Below are 15148 nucleotides of genomic sequence, written 5' to 3' on the forward strand. Positions count from 1 at the left end.
ACGACGATGAGTCAGGCGCAGGACAACGAGTACGGCGGGCAGGCCGTCCCGCAGACCCGCACCGCCCGCCACCGCCGGATCGTGGACATCCTCAACCGGCAACCGGTCCGCTCCCAGAGCCAGCTGGCCAAGCTGCTCGCCGACGACGGGCTGAGCGTCACCCAGGCGACGCTCTCCCGCGACCTCGACGAGCTGGGCGCGGTGAAGATCCGCAACACCGGCGGCGAGCTGATCTACGCGGTGCCCAGCGAGGGCGGTTTCCGCACCCCGCAGGCCCCGCTCGGCGAGTCCGCGAAGGAGGAGCGCATGCGGCGCCTCTCCGGGGAGCTGCTGATCTCGGCGGAGGCTTCGGCGAACCTCGTGGTCCTGCGCACCCCGCCGGGTGCGGCGCAGTTCCTCGCCTCGGCGATCGACCAGGCCGAACTCCGGGAGATCCTGGGCACGATCGCGGGTGACGACACCCTGATGCTGATCAGCCGTGACCCGGCGGGCGGCCAGGCCCTGGCCGACCACCTCCTGCGCCTGGCCCAGAAGGAAGGCTGACCGGCGCCTCCCGGCTAGTACCGGGTGACGGCGAGCGGCCCCTCCTGGGTGCCGATCGCGATGTGGGGGTGGCGGCGCGGGTTCGCCCAGCGCAGGATCTCCCGCATCGCCCTCATCGGTACGGAGACGCAACCGGCCGTCGCGCCCTTGCCGTTGACGTGCAGGAAGATTCCCGCGCCCCGGCCGCGTACGGGCTCGGCGTAGTTGAAGGCGATGAGCAGCGCGTGCGCGTACTGCTTCTCGTACGTCACCAGGTGCTCGGCCTCGCCCGGCGCGCAGTCCGCGGGCAGCGGCTCCACCCAGCGGTTGTAGCTGGCGGACGCGTTGTCCTGGCACCACCACGAACGGTCCGTCACCCTCCGGTAGCGGTACTCCGTTCCGGCCGGTGCGCGCCGGACGCCGAAGGCGTACGGGAGTTCGTACAGGCCCGTCGGCGTGGTGTTCGTGCCCTGGGTCCGGGTCGCGCCCTCGGTCAGTCCGTTCGCCCCGAAGCGGGCGTCCGTGCTCCCGGCCACGTACCAGCGCCCCGCCCGCCGGTCCCACCAGGTCAGTCGACCGGTCGTGGACCCGGGAGCGGGTGCGACGGCCGTGATCAGCTGGCTTCCGCCGCCGGTGTCGGCGAGACGGGCGGGCAGCGGGGGATGGCCCTGGACGCCCTGCGGGATCAGGGTGGTGACGATCGTTACGCCGGTGACGAGCGCGGTACGCAGCACATGTCAGACGGTACGGGGCGGAAGGGGCAGAGGCAGCGCAGGCAGGCCGTCGAGGCTCGTTCCGATGAAGTCCTTCTTCTCGCAGTACTCGGCGAACTCCTCGTCCGTCTTGCGGCCGAAGTACTCCGCGTGGAGGGTGCGCTCGCCCTGGTACTCCATCAGGGGGACGGCGTACCCGCACACATCGGCGATCCGGCGGGCGTGGACGACGATGACCGCGCGGGCGGACGGCCCGTCGGCGTCGCCGAACAGGGCGATCAGCTCGCCCCAGCGGGGGTCGTCGCGGAAGACCGCCTCGCCCTCGCCGTGTATGCGCACGATGTTGGGCGGGCCGGAGAACGCGCACCACATCAGGGTGATCCGGCCGTTCTCGCGGACGTGCGCGATCGTCTCGGCGCCGCTGCCGCCGAAGTCCAGGTAGGCGAGGGTCTGCTCGTCGATGACGACGAGGGTGCCGGCGCGGCCCTTGGGGGACAGGTTGACGTGCCCGTCACCCGCGAGCGGGGCGGTCGCCGTGAAGAAGACCGGCTGCTCCTCGATGAAGGTGCGCAGGCGGCCGTCTATGCGTTCGTGTTGCTTTCCCATGGAGATCAGTATCCGCCCATGCCGCACTCCGCACGAGGAATTGCGAGCTGCGAGCACATCCATCGGATGGCGTAGTCGCTGGCCAGCCCCGTGCAACGGTCCAGCAGGGCGCCGACCTCCGGGTCCCGGGCCGGCAGGCTCTTCGGCCCGTAGGTGGGCCACAGGCCCTGGATGTGCTGCGCGGCGAGGCGCCTCAGGCCCGGGTCCCCGTCCGACTGCAGCTCCACGGCGGCCCGCAGCCATGCCACACCGCCCTGCGCGTACAGCAGCCGGTACGCGGCCCGGCGGGTGTGGAGCGGGCGCCCGGGAGCGGTGCGGGCCAGCAGCCAGTCGGCGGGCAGCCGCCCGGCCTCGGAGCGCAGGCTCAGGGAGACCTCGCGGGCCACGGCGGGCGACGGGTCGTCCAACAGCGGCCGCAGCAGCTCGTGGTCGGTGGCGTCCAGCAGCCGCAGCCCGCCCACGGCGGCGGCCCGCACCGCACCGGCGGGGTGCTCCAGCAACGCGCGCAGCAGGGTTGCGTCCGCGGGCCGGGCACACTCGGCGAAGCCGGTCACGGCGTACGGGGTCACCCGGGCCGGGTCCTCCAGCAGCGCGCGGGCGACGGCGTTCGGGTCGTCGCCGCCCTGCCGGACCAGCCAGCGGGCGCACGCCCGGACCGTGCCGGAGCGGTCGGCGAGGTGGTTCACGGCTTCCGCCGAACGCCCGGCCCGGCGCAGGGCGGTGACCCCGCCGGCCCGGACCAGCGGGTGGTGCCCGGCGAGGAGGTCGTCGATCGCCGCGCCGTCCGGCCCGTCGGCGGCCATGGCCGCCAGGGCGGCGTCCGTCCAGATCCGGCTCGTCACCGGGTCCCGCTCGTCGCGGGCCCGCGCGGCGAGCTCCCGTACGCCGGTCCGGCCTGTCTCCGACGTCAGCCGGGCGGCGAACCGCCGGGCCGGAAGGTCGGCCCGCAGGCGCAGGAGGTCCAGGACGAAGTCGCGCTGCTCGTCGGTCAGCGAATTCTGGCTCCACGTCGTCGAGGGCCGCCCGGGGCGCCACCACGCGGCGAGCGAGGAGTACCGGCCGCTCAGGGCCGCCTCCAGCTGGTCCACGGCCCAGGCGCCGTGCTCGCGTCGGCCGAGGCGGAGGATGAGCGGGGCGAGCGTGATCAGTGTGTCGACGGGGTCCAGGGCCACGATCCTGCCGAGCACGCGCCGGGCGCGGCCCCGCACGGCCGGGACCCAGTCGGCGCACCGGATCACGACGAGCTGCGGCGGCGGGCGCCGCCACGCGCTCAGCGCGGACTCGCGGATCCGTCCGTCGGGGTCGCACAGCCGGGCCTCGATCCGGTTGCTCGGCAGGGCCCCGCCGAGCCGGGAGCGGTCGCGCCGTACGTCCTTGTCGAAGGCGATCCAGGCTTCCGGCCCGCTCCGGAAGAGGATGCGGACGGCGAGGTCGGAGTTCCTTCTCAGCAGGACTGCCACCGCGGCCCGCCCCCGCTGCGCGTCCCGTCGCAAGTCCCACATGTGCCCTCCCCGGATGTGTGCCGCTGATCGTAGGCGGCCGCCACTGGCGGCGCCCTCGATATACGAGCCGGTCAGGAGTGCGGCAGCGACCCGATTGACGAAACATACGGAGTGCTGCATAGTTATGCCTGTCGTTGATCGCACCGTGCCGTTGACCGCACCGTAAGGAGGCACCCGTGACCGAGCGCGTCGTACTCGCCTATTCAGGCGGTCTGGACACCTCCGTCGCCATCGGCTGGATCGCCGAGGAGACGGGCGCCGAGGTCATCGCCGTCGCCGTGGACGTCGGCCAGGGCGGTGAGGACCTCGACGTCATCCGCAAGCGCGCCCTCGCCTGCGGTGCGGTCGAGGCCGAGGTCGCGGACGCCAAGGACGAATTCGCCGACGAGTACTGCCTCCCGGCGATCAAGGCGAACGCCCTCTACATGGACCGCTATCCGCTGGTCTCGGCGCTCTCCCGGCCGGCGATCGTCAAGCACCTGGTCGCCGCCGCCGCCAAGCACGGCGCCTCGATCGTCGCCCACGGCTGCACCGGCAAGGGCAACGACCAGGTCCGCTTCGAGGCCGGCATCGCCGCCCTCGGCCCGGACCTCACGTGCATCGCCCCGGTCCGCGACTACGCGATGACCCGGGACAGGGCGATCGCCTTCGCCGAGAAGGCGGACCTCCCGATCGCCACCACCAAGAAGTCCCCGTACTCCATCGACCAGAACGTCTTCGGGCGCGCCGTCGAGACGGGCTTCCTGGAGGACATCTGGAACGCGCCGATCGAGGACATATACGAGTACACCTCGAACCCGGCCCTCCCGCGCGAGGCCGACGAGGTCGTCATCTCCTTCGAGGCCGGTGTCCCGGTCGCGATCGACGGCGAGCCGGTCACCGTCCTCCAGGCGATCCAGCGGCTCAACGAGCGCGCCGGAGCCCAGGGCATCGGCCGGATCGACATCGTCGAGGACCGTCTCGTCGGCATCAAGTCCCGCGAGGTGTACGAGGCCCCGGGCGCGATCGCGCTGATCAGCGCCCATCAGGAGCTGGAGAACGTCACGGTCGAGCGCGAACTGGCCCGCTACAAGCGGCAGGTCGAGCAGCGCTGGGGCGAGCTGGTCTACGACGGCCTGTGGTTCTCCCCGCTGAAGCGGGCGCTGGACGGCTTCATCGACGAGGCCAGCCGACACGTCACGGGTGACATCCGGATGACCCTGCACGGCGGCCGCGCCGTCGTCACCGGCCGGAAGTCGGGCCAGTCGCTGTACGACTTCAACCTGGCGACCTATGACTCGGGCGACACCTTCGACCAGTCCAAGGCCCAGGGCTTCATCGAGATCTTCGGTCTCTCCTCGAAGATCGCGGCCCGCCGCGACCTCGCCTGAGCCGTAGCACGTAACACGTAGCACGTAGTAGGAATGCGGCCTCCCCGTTACCTCCGCGGCGGGGAGGCCGTTGCACACCCGAAGCCATGCAGTCTTGAGGAGCAAAGCTGTGAGCAGCAACAACGGTGACGTCCGGCTCTGGGGCGGCCGCTTTGCCGACGGCCCGGCCGAGGCCCTCGCGAAGCTGTCCGCGTCGGTCCACTTCGACTGGCGCCTCGCGCCGTACGACATCGCGGGCTCCCGCGCGCACGCCCGAGTGCTGCACAAGGCCGGCCTGCTCACGCACGATGAGCTCGAACGCATGATCGCCGGCCTCGACCAGCTCGAAGCCGATGTCGCGAGCGGCTCCTTCACGGGCACCATCGCCGACGAGGACGTGCACACCGCGCTGGAACGCGGCCTGCTGGAGCGGCTCGGCCCCGACCTCGGGGGCAAGCTGCGGGCCGGCCGGTCCCGCAACGACCAGGTGGCCACCCTCTTCCGGATGTACCTGCGCGACCACGCACGGATCATCGGCGGGCTGGTCGCCGACCTCCAGGACGCGCTGGTCGGCCTCGCCGAGAGCCACGCGGACGTGGCGATGCCCGGCCGGACCCACCTCCAGCACGCACAGCCGGTGCTCTTCGCGCACCACGTACTGGCCCACGTGCAGTCCCTGTCCCGGGACGCGGAGCGGCTGCGGCAGTGGGACACCCGCACGGCGGTCTCCCCGTACGGCTCGGGGGCCCTCGCCGGCTCCTCGCTGGGCCTGGACCCGGAGGCGGTCGCCGCCGACCTGGGCTTCGAGCGGGGCTCGGTCGGCAATTCGATCGACGGCACGGCCTCGCGCGACTTCGTCGCCGAGTTCGCCTTCGTCACCGCGATGATCGGGATCAACCTGTCCCGGATCGCGGAGGAGATCATCATCTGGAACACGAAGGAGTTCTCCTTCGTGACCCTGCACGACGCCTTCTCGACCGGGTCGTCGATCATGCCGCAGAAGAAGAACCCGGACATCGCGGAGCTGGCGCGCGGCAAGTCGGGACGCCTCATCGGCAACCTGACCGGTTTGCTCGCCACCCTCAAGGCGCTGCCGCTGGCGTACAACCGGGACCTTCAGGAGGACAAGGAGCCCGTCTTCGACTCCTGCGACACCCTTGAGGTCCTGCTGCCGGCCTTCACCGGGATGATGGCCACCCTCACGGTCAACCGGGAGCGGATGGAGGAGCTGGCTCCGGCGGGCTTCTCGCTCGCCACCGACATCGCGGAGTGGCTGGTCAAGCAGGGTGTGCCGTTCAGGGTGGCGCACGAGGTGGCCGGTGAGTGCGTCAAGGTGTGCGAGGTGCTCGGGATCGAGCTGGACGAGCTGACGGACGAGCAGTTCGCCAAGATCTCGGAGCACTTGACCCCCGAGGTCCGGACCGTCCTGAACGTCAAGGGCGCGCTGGCGTCGCGGAGCGGCCGCGGTGGCACGGCCCCGTCGGCCGTCGCCGTCCAGCTGACCGAGCTGAAGGCGGACCTGGTCATCCAGCACGCCTGGGCGATCCACAAGCAGTAGCCGACGCGCCCGCAGGGGCGGTACGGGCCCGCGCGGCCCGTACCGCCCCTGCGGCGTGTGCGGGGATCAGCCGCGGACGGCGTCGCGGTGCGGACGAAGAGGGTGTTCCCGTTCCCCTGGCCGACCAGCACGCCCGGTTGCTCAGGCCGCCCAGTCCGCCAGCCTGTCGAAGTCCGCCCGGGTCAGCCCGATCTGCTCGTCGATCCGCATGAGCAGCGCCCGCGCCGGGTGCAACTGGTCGACGTACTCGTGGTCCATGGCCGTGATGTCGTCGTCGATCCAGGCGAAGGGCCGGGATCCCGCGTATTCCAGGACGTACTGCGTCTTCCAGAAGGTGCCGCGCGGCGCCCGGCCGTGCATCACCGGCCAGTCGATGAAGGGGAGCCTCGGCAGGCCCAGGTGCGGGGCTATCCAGTCGTTGGCCTCGTCCTTCCACGTCGTCGCCCAGACCAGCTCGTACGCGTCCGCCAGCGCGAGCAGTTCCGCGCCGTGGTCGGGATTCAGCCAGACCCGCAACGGCTTCGCGCTCTCGGCTTCCCTCCAGCCCGTCGGTCGCATCCGGTGGGTGGTGTACCCCTCGGGGCGGCGCTGGGGCTTGGCCGCGTAGGGGTTCAGCGGCCCGTCGACGTCGATCAACAGCAGCGGCTTCATCGGCTTCATCTCGCCAGGATTCCTTTCAGGCTGCCCGTGCGCAGCTCATTTGTCGATCGAATGAGACGGTGACGTCTCATTCGGGGTATGCTTGTCTCATGGCTATGGATCGTGACCAGGTGCTCCGCGACGCGGCCGCCCTGCTTTCCCGCAAGTCGACCGCCACGATGGACGAGGTCGCCCGCGCCGCCGGGATCGGGCGCGCGACCCTCCACCGGCACTTCGCCGGGCGCGACGCCCTCGTACGGGCCCTCGAAGAACTCGGCATCCGGGAGTTCGAGGTGGCCTTCGACAACGCCCGCCTGGACGAGGGGAGCGCGGTCGACGCGCTGCGCAGGCTCGTCGCGGAGGCCGAGCCCAATGCCGAGCTGCTGGCCTTCCTCGTCACCGAGAACCAGCTGTTCGAAGGCGACCAGGTCAACGAGGGGTGGGCCCGCCTCGACGCCCGCGTCGGCGCGCTCTTCCGGCGCGGCCAGGCCGAGGGCGACATCCGCATCGACCTGAGCCCCGCCTGGCTCACCGAGGCCCTCTACGGCCTCATCGGCACCTGCGCCTGGGCCGTCATGGACGGCCGGGTCGCGGCCAAGGACTTTCAGTACATGATCATCGAGCTGCTGCTCGGTGGCGCGCGACGGAGTGTGGAGTGATGAGCAGTACCGAACAGCTCAAGGTGCAGACGGGGGTGGAGGGGAGGAGCCCCGGGCGCTGGCTGGCGCTTTCCGTGCTCGTGCTGGCCGTGCTGCTGGTCGCGGTGGACGCCACCGTACTCGGTCTCGCCACCCCGTCCCTCTCCGAGGACCTGGGGCCGTCCGGCACCCAGCTGCTGTGGATCGGCGACATCTACTCCTTCGTCATCGCCGGACTGCTCGTCTCCATGGGCTCCCTCGGTGACCGCATCGGCCGCAAGAAGCTGCTGCTGGTCGGCGCCTCCGCCTTCGGCGCCGTCTCCGTGCTGAGCGCCTACGCGACCAGCCCCGAGATGATGATCGTCGCCCGGGCCCTGCTCGGCGTGGCCGGCGCGACCCTGATGCCGTCCACCCTCGCGCTGATCCGCAACATCTTCCACGACCCCAAGGAGCGCAGCCTCGCCATCGGCATCTGGGGCGCCACCGCTTCCGCCGGCGCCGCCGTCGGCCCGGTCGTCGGCGGGGCCCTGCTCCAGCACTTCTGGTGGGGCTCGGTCTTCCTCATCAACCTGCCCGTGATGATCGTCCTGGTCCTCGTCGGCATCAAGCTGCTGCCCGAGTCGAAGAACCCGGTCGCCGGACCCTGGGACCTGGTCAGCGTCGGCCTGTCGCTCATAGGCGTCATCGGCGTCGTGTACGCCGTCAAGGAAGTCGCCACCCATGGCGCGACCCGGGGCGTCTGGGCCGCCGCCGTCATCGGCGCCGGGTGCTTGTACGCCTTCGTGCGCCGCCAGTTCACCCTGCCGTCCCCGCTGCTCGACATGCGGCTCTTCAAGCACCGCGGATTCTCCGGCGCGGTCCTCGCCGACCTGCTCACCGTCTTCGGCCTCTCCGGGCTGGTCTTCTTCCTCTCCCAGTTCCTCCAGCTCGTACAGGGCCGCGACCCGCTGGAGGCGGGCCTGGCCGAACTGCCTGCCGCCCTCGGCGCGGTGGTCACCGGTCTGGCCGCCGGGCGGTACGCCCGCCGGCACTCCGTACGGTCCGTCGTCGCCGGCGGCCTCGCGGCCATCGGCCTGGCCCTCGCCGTGCTCACCGTGATCCACAAGGAGACCGGCTACCCGCTGCTCGGCGCGGCCCTGCTCGTCGTCGGCCTCGGCGCCGGCTTCTCCTTCACCGTCACGGCCGACGTCATCCTCTCCAGCGTGCCCAAGGAGCAGGCCGGTTCGGCCTCGGCCGTCTCCGAGACGGCGTACGAACTCGGCGCCGCCCTCGGCATCGCCCTGCTCGGCTCCATCGTGACCGGCGTCTACCAGGGCTTCACCGCCCCGGACTCCGTCGCCGCACCCGTCGCCGACGCCGCCCACGAATCCCTCGGAGGGGCCGTCGACGCGGCCGGGTCACTGGATCCGCACACCGCCGAGGTGATGGTCGGCGCCGCCCAGGAGGCGTTCGTGGACGGGCTGCGGCTCGCCTCCGGCGTCGGCGCGGCCGTGCTGCTGGCCACCGCCGCGGCCGCCTGGTTCCTGCTCAGGGGCCAAAAGCTCCAGGGGGGCATCGAGCACTGACGTCCCGCCAGAGGGTGGCGTCCCGGGTCGGGTTGACAGCCCGTCTGACCCCGGGACACCATCCCGGCGATGGAGATCAACGATCTGACCCCGGCCGAACGCCGCGTATGGGACGCCTTCCCGCGTGGTGAGCGCGTCGATTTCCGGGAGGACCCGGAGGAGAACGGTTCCGCCGGTGCCGGCTGGGGGCCCGAGCGGACCGTACGCGCCGAGGTGCTCACCGCCCTGCTGCTGGGCAGGCACCGGGCCGAGGGGCAGGTCGCCGGACTCAACGTCCGGGGTGCCAGGATCACAGGAAAACTCGACCTCATGTACGCCGTCGTCGAGCACCCGATCCGGCTGCGCGCGTGTTGGTTCGAGCGCAAACCCAACATCTACGGGGCCCAGTTGCGCGCCCTGACCCTGAACGACTCGACGCTGCCCGGACTGAGCGGCGCGACCGTCCGCGTCGACGTCGCGCTGCGGCTGTCCTGCTGCCGGATCACCGGACCGGTCCGGCTCGCGGGAGCCCGGATAGCCGGAGGCCTCTTCCTCAGAAAGGCCGTCATCGGGCGCTTCGACGCCGGCGAAGCGGACCAGGAGCCCCCGCTCCAGGTCAGCCACGCCGACATCGGCACGGACGTCATCGCCATGGAGCTCACCGTCCACGGCCAGACCCGCATCAACGGCACCACGGTCGGCGGCCAGATCAACCTCAACGACGCCCGCCTGCTGGCCCCCGGCGCCATCGCGCTGCACGCCGAGAACCTGACCGTCGGCACCGACGTGCGGGGTCACCGGCTGGAGGCCCGCGGCACGTTCAACCTGACGGGATCCCGCATCCCGGGCCAGCTCTACCTCGGGCGTGCCGCGTTCGCCAACCCCGACGGGGTCGCCCTGCGCGCGTCCAGCTGCGCGATCGGCGAGGTGTGGCTGAGCTCCTGCGACACCATCCAGGGCGTGGTGAGCCTGCGCCGCTCGCAGTTCGACCTGCTGCACATTTCGCCCGACACCTGGCCCGCGCAGATCCGCATCGACGGCCTCAGCTACCGCACCCTGGCCCCGCACCTGCCCGCCGAGCAGCGGCTGCCCGTCCTGGAGCGCGAGGAGTCGGGCTACCTCGGGTACGCCTACGAGCAGCTCGCGGCGGCCTACCGGACGGCCGGCGACGAGGCGGCCGCCCGGACCGTGCAGCTCGCCAAGCTGCGCCGGCACCGTCGCACACTGCCCCGGCACGCCAGGGTCTGGGGGCTGCTCCAGGACGTCACGGTCGGCTACGGCTTCCGGCCGCTGCGCGCGGCCGGCTGGCTGCTGGCGCTCCTGCTCGTCGGCTCGATCGCCTACGGTCTGCACGCGCCCCGGCCGCTGAAGGCGGGGGAGGCGCCGGACTTCAACGCCGTCTTCTACACGATCGACCTGATGCTGCCGATCATCGGCTTCGGCCAGGAGTCGGCCTTCGCGCCGAGCGGCTGGTACCAGTGGCTGTCGTACCTGCTGATCGTGACCGGCTGGGTCCTCGCCACCACGACGGCGGCGGGCGTCAGCCGGTCACTCCAGCGCCAGTGAAACGGTTTCAGGCAGCCTTGGCCTTGGTGGCGTACATGTCCACGTACTCCTGGCCCGAGAGGCGCATGACCTCGGCCATCACCGAGTCGGTGACCGCGCGCAGCACGTACCGGTCGCGGTCCATGCCCTCGTAGCGGGAGAACTCCATCGGCTCGCCGAAGCGGACGGTGACCCGGCCCGGGCGCGGCATCCCGGCGCCGCCGGGCTGGAGCTTGTCGGTGCCGATCATCGCGAACGGGACCACGGGGGCGCCGGTCATCAGGGTCAGCCGGGCGATGCCGGTGCGGCCGCGGTAGAGGCGGCCGTCGGGGGAGCGGGTGCCCTCCGGGTAGATGCCGAAGATCTTGCCCTCTTCGAGGATCCGGCGCCCGGTCATCAGGGCCGCGACCCCGCCGTTGGCCCCGTCGCGGTCGACGGGGATCATGCCGGCGCCCGTGAAGAACCAGGCCATCGCGCGGCCCTTGATGCCCTTGCCCGTCACGTACTCGTCCTTGCCGATGAAGTGGACCGTACGGTCGCACACCAGCGGAAGGATCATGGAGTCGATGAAGGTGAGGTGGTTGCCCGCCAAAATCACCGGTCCGGTGCCCGGAATGTTCTCGATGCCCTCCACACGGGTACGGAACATCAGGCGCATGACCGGTCCGACAGTGGCTTTGATGAGGCGCGTACGGAACAACGTGGGCCCTCCGGCATCGAAAAGCGGTTCTCGCACCCACCACAGAGCGGTAGTGCAGGTGAGGACGATACTCGCGGGTCAGCTCTGATCGCACATCGGGTTCACGAGATGGATACGCAGTGTTGACGTGCGTTTGCGCCATGTTCCCTGCGTGCTGGCCCTGCCGACATCCCCTTTTGCCTACGATCGCCACGCAGATCCGGGCGTTTTCGTAACAGGGAGTGGCACTCATGACACAGGGTGGGGCAGCGCGGCGCACGGTCCTGGGGGCCGCGGTCCTGGCGGCCGGAACCGGGATCACCGCACTGGCGGCGGGCACCGCCACGGCCTCGGAGGCCGGCCACGGCGACGGGGGCTACCGGGACCTCCCCTACCCCACGGTGATCGGCCACCGCGGGGCCAGCGGCTACCGGCCGGAGCACACGCTCGGCTCCTACCAGCTCGCCCTCGACCTGGGCGCCGATGTCATCGAGCAGGACCTGGTCCCGACCCGGGACGGGCACCTGGTGTGCCGCCACGAGAACGAGATCGGCGGCACCACCGACGTCGCCGACCATCCCGAGTTCGCCTCCCGGCGCACCACCAAGTCCGTGGACGGGGTCTTGGTCACCGGCTGGTTCACCGAGGACTTCACCCTCGCCGAGCTCAAGACCCTGCGCGCGAAGGAACGTATCCCCGCCGTCCGCCAGCGCAACACGCTCTACGACGGCCAGTGGGCGGTGCCCACCTTCGAGGAGGTCCTGCGCTGGGCCAACCGGGAGAGCCGCCGGCGCGACAGGCAGGTCTGGCTGCACGTGGAGACCAAGCACCCCAGCTACTTCCGGGCACTGGGCCTCGGCCTGGAGGAGCCCCTCGCCGAACTGCTGCGCCGCTACGGACGCGACCGCCGCGATTCGGCCCTGTTCCTCCAGTCCTTCGAACCCTCCAGCATCCAGCGGCTCTCCCGGCTGGTCTCGGCACCCCGTGTGGTCCTGCTCTCCGCCGCGGGCACCCGCCCCTGGGACTTCGAACAGGCCAAGGACCCGCGTACGGTCGCGGACCTGGTCAAGCCCGAGGGGCTGCGCTGGATCGCGGGCTTCGCGCAGGGCATCGGCCCCACCATGGACCTGATCCTCCCGCGCGACGCGGCCGGCAAGCTCGGTGCCCCGACCACCCTGGTCAAGGACGCCCACGCCCACGGGCTCGTGCTGCACCCCTACACCGCGCGCAACGAGAACAGCTTCCTGCCCGCCGACTTCCGCAAGGGCACGGATCCGGCCGCGTACGGGGACGCCTTCGGCGCCTTCCGGACGTACTTCGAACAGGGCATCGACGGCATCTTCACGGACAACCCGGACACCGGGCTGCTCGCGGCGGAGGCCTTCCGGCCGGGCCGACGCCCCGTCAACAGCTGAGCGGACCTTCCCGAACGAGTGAGCCGGGGCCGGCGGGGAAACCGCCGGGCCCGGCCCGCTCGTCCCGCCCGGCATGGACCTGCTGAAGGCTGACCTCTTTGAGAAGCTCGGCCCGCTGCTCTCCGCGGAGGCCGCCGCGGAGGCCCCGGGCACCGGAGAAGACGCGGCCGACCTGGAACAAGCCGTCTGGGTCAGGCTGCTGGAGAGCGGCCCCCGCGACCCGGACCCCGACGGCCGTGCACGCTGGCTGCGCCGGGCGGTGCGCGCCGAGGCGCGGCTCGCCCGGCGGCGCGCCCGGCGCGAGATCCCGTACGGCGCGACCCCCACGGACGGGGCCGGTGAACCGGAGGACGCGCTCCTGCACGGCGAGGCGACCCAGGCCATCCGGTCGGCGGTCGCCCGATTGCCCGGACGCTGCCCGGAGCTGATGAAGGCACTTCTTTCGCCCAGAGACCTCACTTACCGTGAAATCGCAGGAGAGTTGGGTATCTCACAAGGAAGTTTAGGGCCCGTACGTTCCCGTTGCCTGGGATGTCTGCGCAGAATGCTGGCTGCAGAGGTTGCGGCTCCTGGCCTGTGGGGAAAGGAGCGGTAGACCAACGGGCAACCAGGTGAGCGGGAGGCATGCGCACATGGGCATGAGCGTGACCATTTCGGCGGCGGCTGCCGAGGACGCTGAGCAGATCTTCAAGCTGCAGTACCTGGCCTTCCAGCGGGAGGCCGAGCTCTACGGCAACTACCTCATCCAGCCGCTCACCCAGTCCCTGGACTCCCTCAAGGGTGAACTGGCGACGGACACCGTACTGGTGGCCCGGCTCGGCGACGAGGTCGTCGGCACCGTGCGCGGCAGCGTGGACGAGGACGGTACCGGGAAGATCGCCAAGCTGTGCGTCCACCCCCGGCTGCAGGGCCACGGTCTCGGCGCGCGCCTGCTGCGCGCGGTCGAGGAGGCACTCGCGGGCGACAGCGCCACCACCCGCTTCCGCCTGCACACCGGGCACAAGAGCGAGTCCAACCTGCGGCTCTACCGCAAGGCCGGCTACACCCAGGTCGGCGGCCGCACGGCCTCCGACGGAGTGCGGCTGGTGATCCTGGAGAAGGAAGCCAAGGACACCGACTTCGCGGTCAGCGCCTAACCCTTCTTGCGCAGCCAGAGCATCCCGGTGATCGGCAGGATCACCGGGATGAACAGGTAGCCCATCCCGAAGTCCGACCACACGGTCGCGTCGGGGAAGGCGTCGGGGCGCACGAGGGTCCAGGTGCCCACCGTCAGGACGCCGGCCAGCTCGGCGGCGCAGCACAGGAGCGCCGCCTTGCGGGCCGTCTCCCCGCCGCGCACCAGCGAGTACGTGATGAACGCGTAGACCAGCGCGGCTACGGCGGACAGCGCGTACGCCAGCGGTGCCCGGTCGAACTCGGTGGAGATCTGGTACGCCGATCGCGAGACCGCGCCCACCACCATCACCCCGTACAGCCACACCAGGAGCAGCCCCGGCCCGGAGACGAGCCGCTTGCGTCCGGCGGGCGTGGCGGTCGTCGTGTCAGGCACCGGCGGTCCCCCAGATGTCGTAGAGCCGTACTTCGAGGACGGCGAGGACGACCGCGCCCGCGGCGACCGTCACCGAGCCCCACTTGGTCCGCTCGGTCAGCGAGAGCATCCCGGCGGCCGGTACCGCCGCGAAGGCGCCCACCAGGTAGGCCACGAAGATCACCGTGCCCTCGTCGGGCTTCTCGCCACGGGCCAGCATGACCAGGCCGATCACCAGCTGGGCCAGGACCAGTACGGTCACCACGGCCATGCCGATGAAGTGCCAGTCCTTGGTCGGCTGGTCCCGCCATGCGGCGTGGCCGCACCAGGCGGCGAGGGCGAGTGCGGCCACGCCTATGGCGACCGTCAGGGCGTCGAGCATGCAGCGAGGGTATTACGGGCCGAAAGACCCGATGCGCGCACCCTCCCCGCTCACCACGACGGCCGCACGCGACCGTGGTGGTCTTGACCACAGTGCACACCTGTGCCGGACTCGGCGCGCACGTGGCCGTACGGGGCCTTTCGGGCGTGTCCGTGCAGGTCGGCGTGGTTGATCGGGCCCCGGGACGGCTGACCGGGCCGGCCGCTGTTGTCCGGTATGCGGGCGAATTCCGTCCGCTATCCGGACAGTGTTGATCGGTGAAGCGACAGGTCTGCTTTACTTGGGCCCATGACCACGACGAGCTGCCGCACCCTTGCGACCGAGGCGACGATGACGCCCGGTGCTCGTTGTATGTGTCGAATGCGCGCCTTCTGAGGGCCCCTTCCGCAAGCCTCGCGCCCCGAAGCGAGACCGGCCGAGCCTGTCCGTACGCCTTGGACCGCTCCTGCCCCGCGCCCGCGCCGAGACCGCCGAATCATCCGGTTTCGACCCGTATCGCGTCCCCAGATCTTTGCCCCGTGCCCGGCA

General features: G+C 71.2%; 16 protein-coding genes. 9 read left to right on the forward strand and 7 right to left on the reverse strand.

Annotated features, from left to right (window positions below; all coding sequences use genetic code 11):
- The first annotated feature begins 6 nt into the window (after nt 1-6).
- Complete coding sequence (locus ACFYOB_RS28700; protein ID WP_328924795.1) at nt 7-543, forward strand: arginine repressor; 537 nt, start codon at nt 7-9, stop codon at nt 541-543.
- Nucleotides 544-557: 14 nt separating this feature from the next.
- Here the strand turns inward: ACFYOB_RS28700 and ACFYOB_RS28705 are convergent, their stop codons facing one another.
- Genes ACFYOB_RS28705 through ACFYOB_RS28715 form a run of 3 tightly spaced genes read right to left on the reverse strand, consistent with a single transcriptional unit; the run spans nt 558 to nt 3343 of the window.
- The gene (locus tag ACFYOB_RS28705) at nt 558-1253 is read right to left on the reverse strand and encodes a L,D-transpeptidase (protein ID WP_388564504.1); all 696 of its coding nucleotides are present in this window, start codon (nt 1251-1253) and stop codon (nt 558-560) included.
- Between the two features lie 6 nt (nt 1254-1259).
- Entirely contained in the window at nt 1260-1841 is a 582-nt protein-coding gene (locus tag ACFYOB_RS28710) for a pyridoxamine 5'-phosphate oxidase family protein (protein ID WP_388564310.1), read from the reverse strand.
- Between the two features lie 5 nt (nt 1842-1846).
- The gene (locus ACFYOB_RS28715; RefSeq protein WP_388564313.1) at nt 1847-3343 is read right to left on the reverse strand and encodes a hypothetical protein; all 1497 of its coding nucleotides are present in this window, start codon (nt 3341-3343) and stop codon (nt 1847-1849) included.
- A gap of 176 nt (nt 3344-3519) precedes the next feature.
- Here ACFYOB_RS28715 and ACFYOB_RS28720 point away from each other — a divergent pair, with 176 nt between their 5' ends.
- The gene (locus ACFYOB_RS28720) at nt 3520-4713 is read left to right on the forward strand and encodes an argininosuccinate synthase (RefSeq protein WP_388564316.1); all 1194 of its coding nucleotides are present in this window, start codon (nt 3520-3522) and stop codon (nt 4711-4713) included.
- A gap of 109 nt (nt 4714-4822) precedes the next feature.
- Entirely contained in the window at nt 4823-6250 is a 1428-nt protein-coding gene (argH, locus tag ACFYOB_RS28725) for an argininosuccinate lyase (RefSeq protein WP_328924792.1), read from the forward strand.
- 141 nt (nt 6251-6391) lie between these two features.
- Here argH and ACFYOB_RS28730 read toward each other — a convergent pair whose 3' ends face one another.
- Nucleotides 6392-6901: an HAD domain-containing protein gene (locus ACFYOB_RS28730; protein ID WP_388564507.1), complete on the reverse strand. Its 510-nt coding sequence runs from the start codon at nt 6899-6901 to the stop codon at nt 6392-6394.
- Nucleotides 6902-6999: 98 nt separating this feature from the next.
- Between ACFYOB_RS28730 and ACFYOB_RS28735 the strand changes: the two genes are divergently transcribed.
- The 3 genes from ACFYOB_RS28735 to ACFYOB_RS28745 all read left to right on the forward strand — a co-directional run bounded on the left by ACFYOB_RS28735 (nt 7000) and on the right by ACFYOB_RS28745 (nt 10637).
- Entirely contained in the window at nt 7000-7548 is a 549-nt protein-coding gene (locus tag ACFYOB_RS28735; RefSeq protein WP_328924789.1) for a helix-turn-helix domain-containing protein, read from the forward strand.
- Nucleotides 7548-9092 carry an MFS transporter gene (locus ACFYOB_RS28740; RefSeq protein WP_388564320.1) on the forward strand — a complete coding sequence of 515 codons (1545 nt, stop codon included), beginning with the start codon at nt 7548-7550 and terminating at the stop codon, nt 9090-9092. Before ACFYOB_RS28735 ends, ACFYOB_RS28740 begins: the two co-directional genes overlap by 1 nt.
- A gap of 69 nt (nt 9093-9161) precedes the next feature.
- A complete protein-coding gene (locus ACFYOB_RS28745; RefSeq protein WP_388564323.1) occupies nt 9162-10637 on the forward strand; it encodes a membrane-associated oxidoreductase in 1476 nt (491 codons plus the stop codon).
- 7 nt (nt 10638-10644) lie between these two features.
- On the opposite strand, the gene ACFYOB_RS28750 is transcribed toward ACFYOB_RS28745, so the two are convergent.
- Complete coding sequence (locus ACFYOB_RS28750; RefSeq protein WP_112453204.1) at nt 10645-11274, reverse strand: 1-acyl-sn-glycerol-3-phosphate acyltransferase; 630 nt, start codon at nt 11272-11274, stop codon at nt 10645-10647.
- 272 nt (nt 11275-11546) lie between these two features.
- Here ACFYOB_RS28750 and ACFYOB_RS28755 point away from each other — a divergent pair, with 272 nt between their 5' ends.
- From ACFYOB_RS28755 to ACFYOB_RS28765, 3 genes are all read left to right on the forward strand, one after another.
- Complete coding sequence (locus ACFYOB_RS28755) at nt 11547-12710, forward strand: glycerophosphodiester phosphodiesterase (RefSeq protein WP_388564326.1); 1164 nt, start codon at nt 11547-11549, stop codon at nt 12708-12710.
- 73 nt (nt 12711-12783) lie between these two features.
- Nucleotides 12784-13305, forward strand: a complete 522-nt coding sequence (locus tag ACFYOB_RS28760) for a sigma-70 family RNA polymerase sigma factor (RefSeq protein WP_388564329.1) — start codon at nt 12784-12786, stop codon at nt 13303-13305.
- Between the two features lie 37 nt (nt 13306-13342).
- The gene (locus tag ACFYOB_RS28765; RefSeq protein ID WP_362397223.1) at nt 13343-13846 is read left to right on the forward strand and encodes a GNAT family N-acetyltransferase; all 504 of its coding nucleotides are present in this window, start codon (nt 13343-13345) and stop codon (nt 13844-13846) included.
- Here the strand turns inward: ACFYOB_RS28765 and ACFYOB_RS28770 are convergent.
- A complete protein-coding gene (locus ACFYOB_RS28770; protein WP_388564332.1) occupies nt 13843-14259 on the reverse strand; it encodes a hypothetical protein in 417 nt (138 codons plus the stop codon). The genes ACFYOB_RS28765 and ACFYOB_RS28770 overlap by 4 nt on opposite strands.
- Complete coding sequence (locus tag ACFYOB_RS28775; RefSeq protein WP_328924782.1) at nt 14252-14620, reverse strand: hypothetical protein; 369 nt, start codon at nt 14618-14620, stop codon at nt 14252-14254. Before ACFYOB_RS28775 ends, ACFYOB_RS28770 begins: the two co-directional genes overlap by 8 nt.
- Nucleotides 14621-15148: the final 528 nt, after the last annotated feature.

Source organism: Streptomyces sp. NPDC006463, assembly GCF_042870715.1.
In the GTDB taxonomy this organism is placed as follows: Bacteria; Actinomycetota; Actinomycetes; order Streptomycetales; family Streptomycetaceae; genus Streptomyces.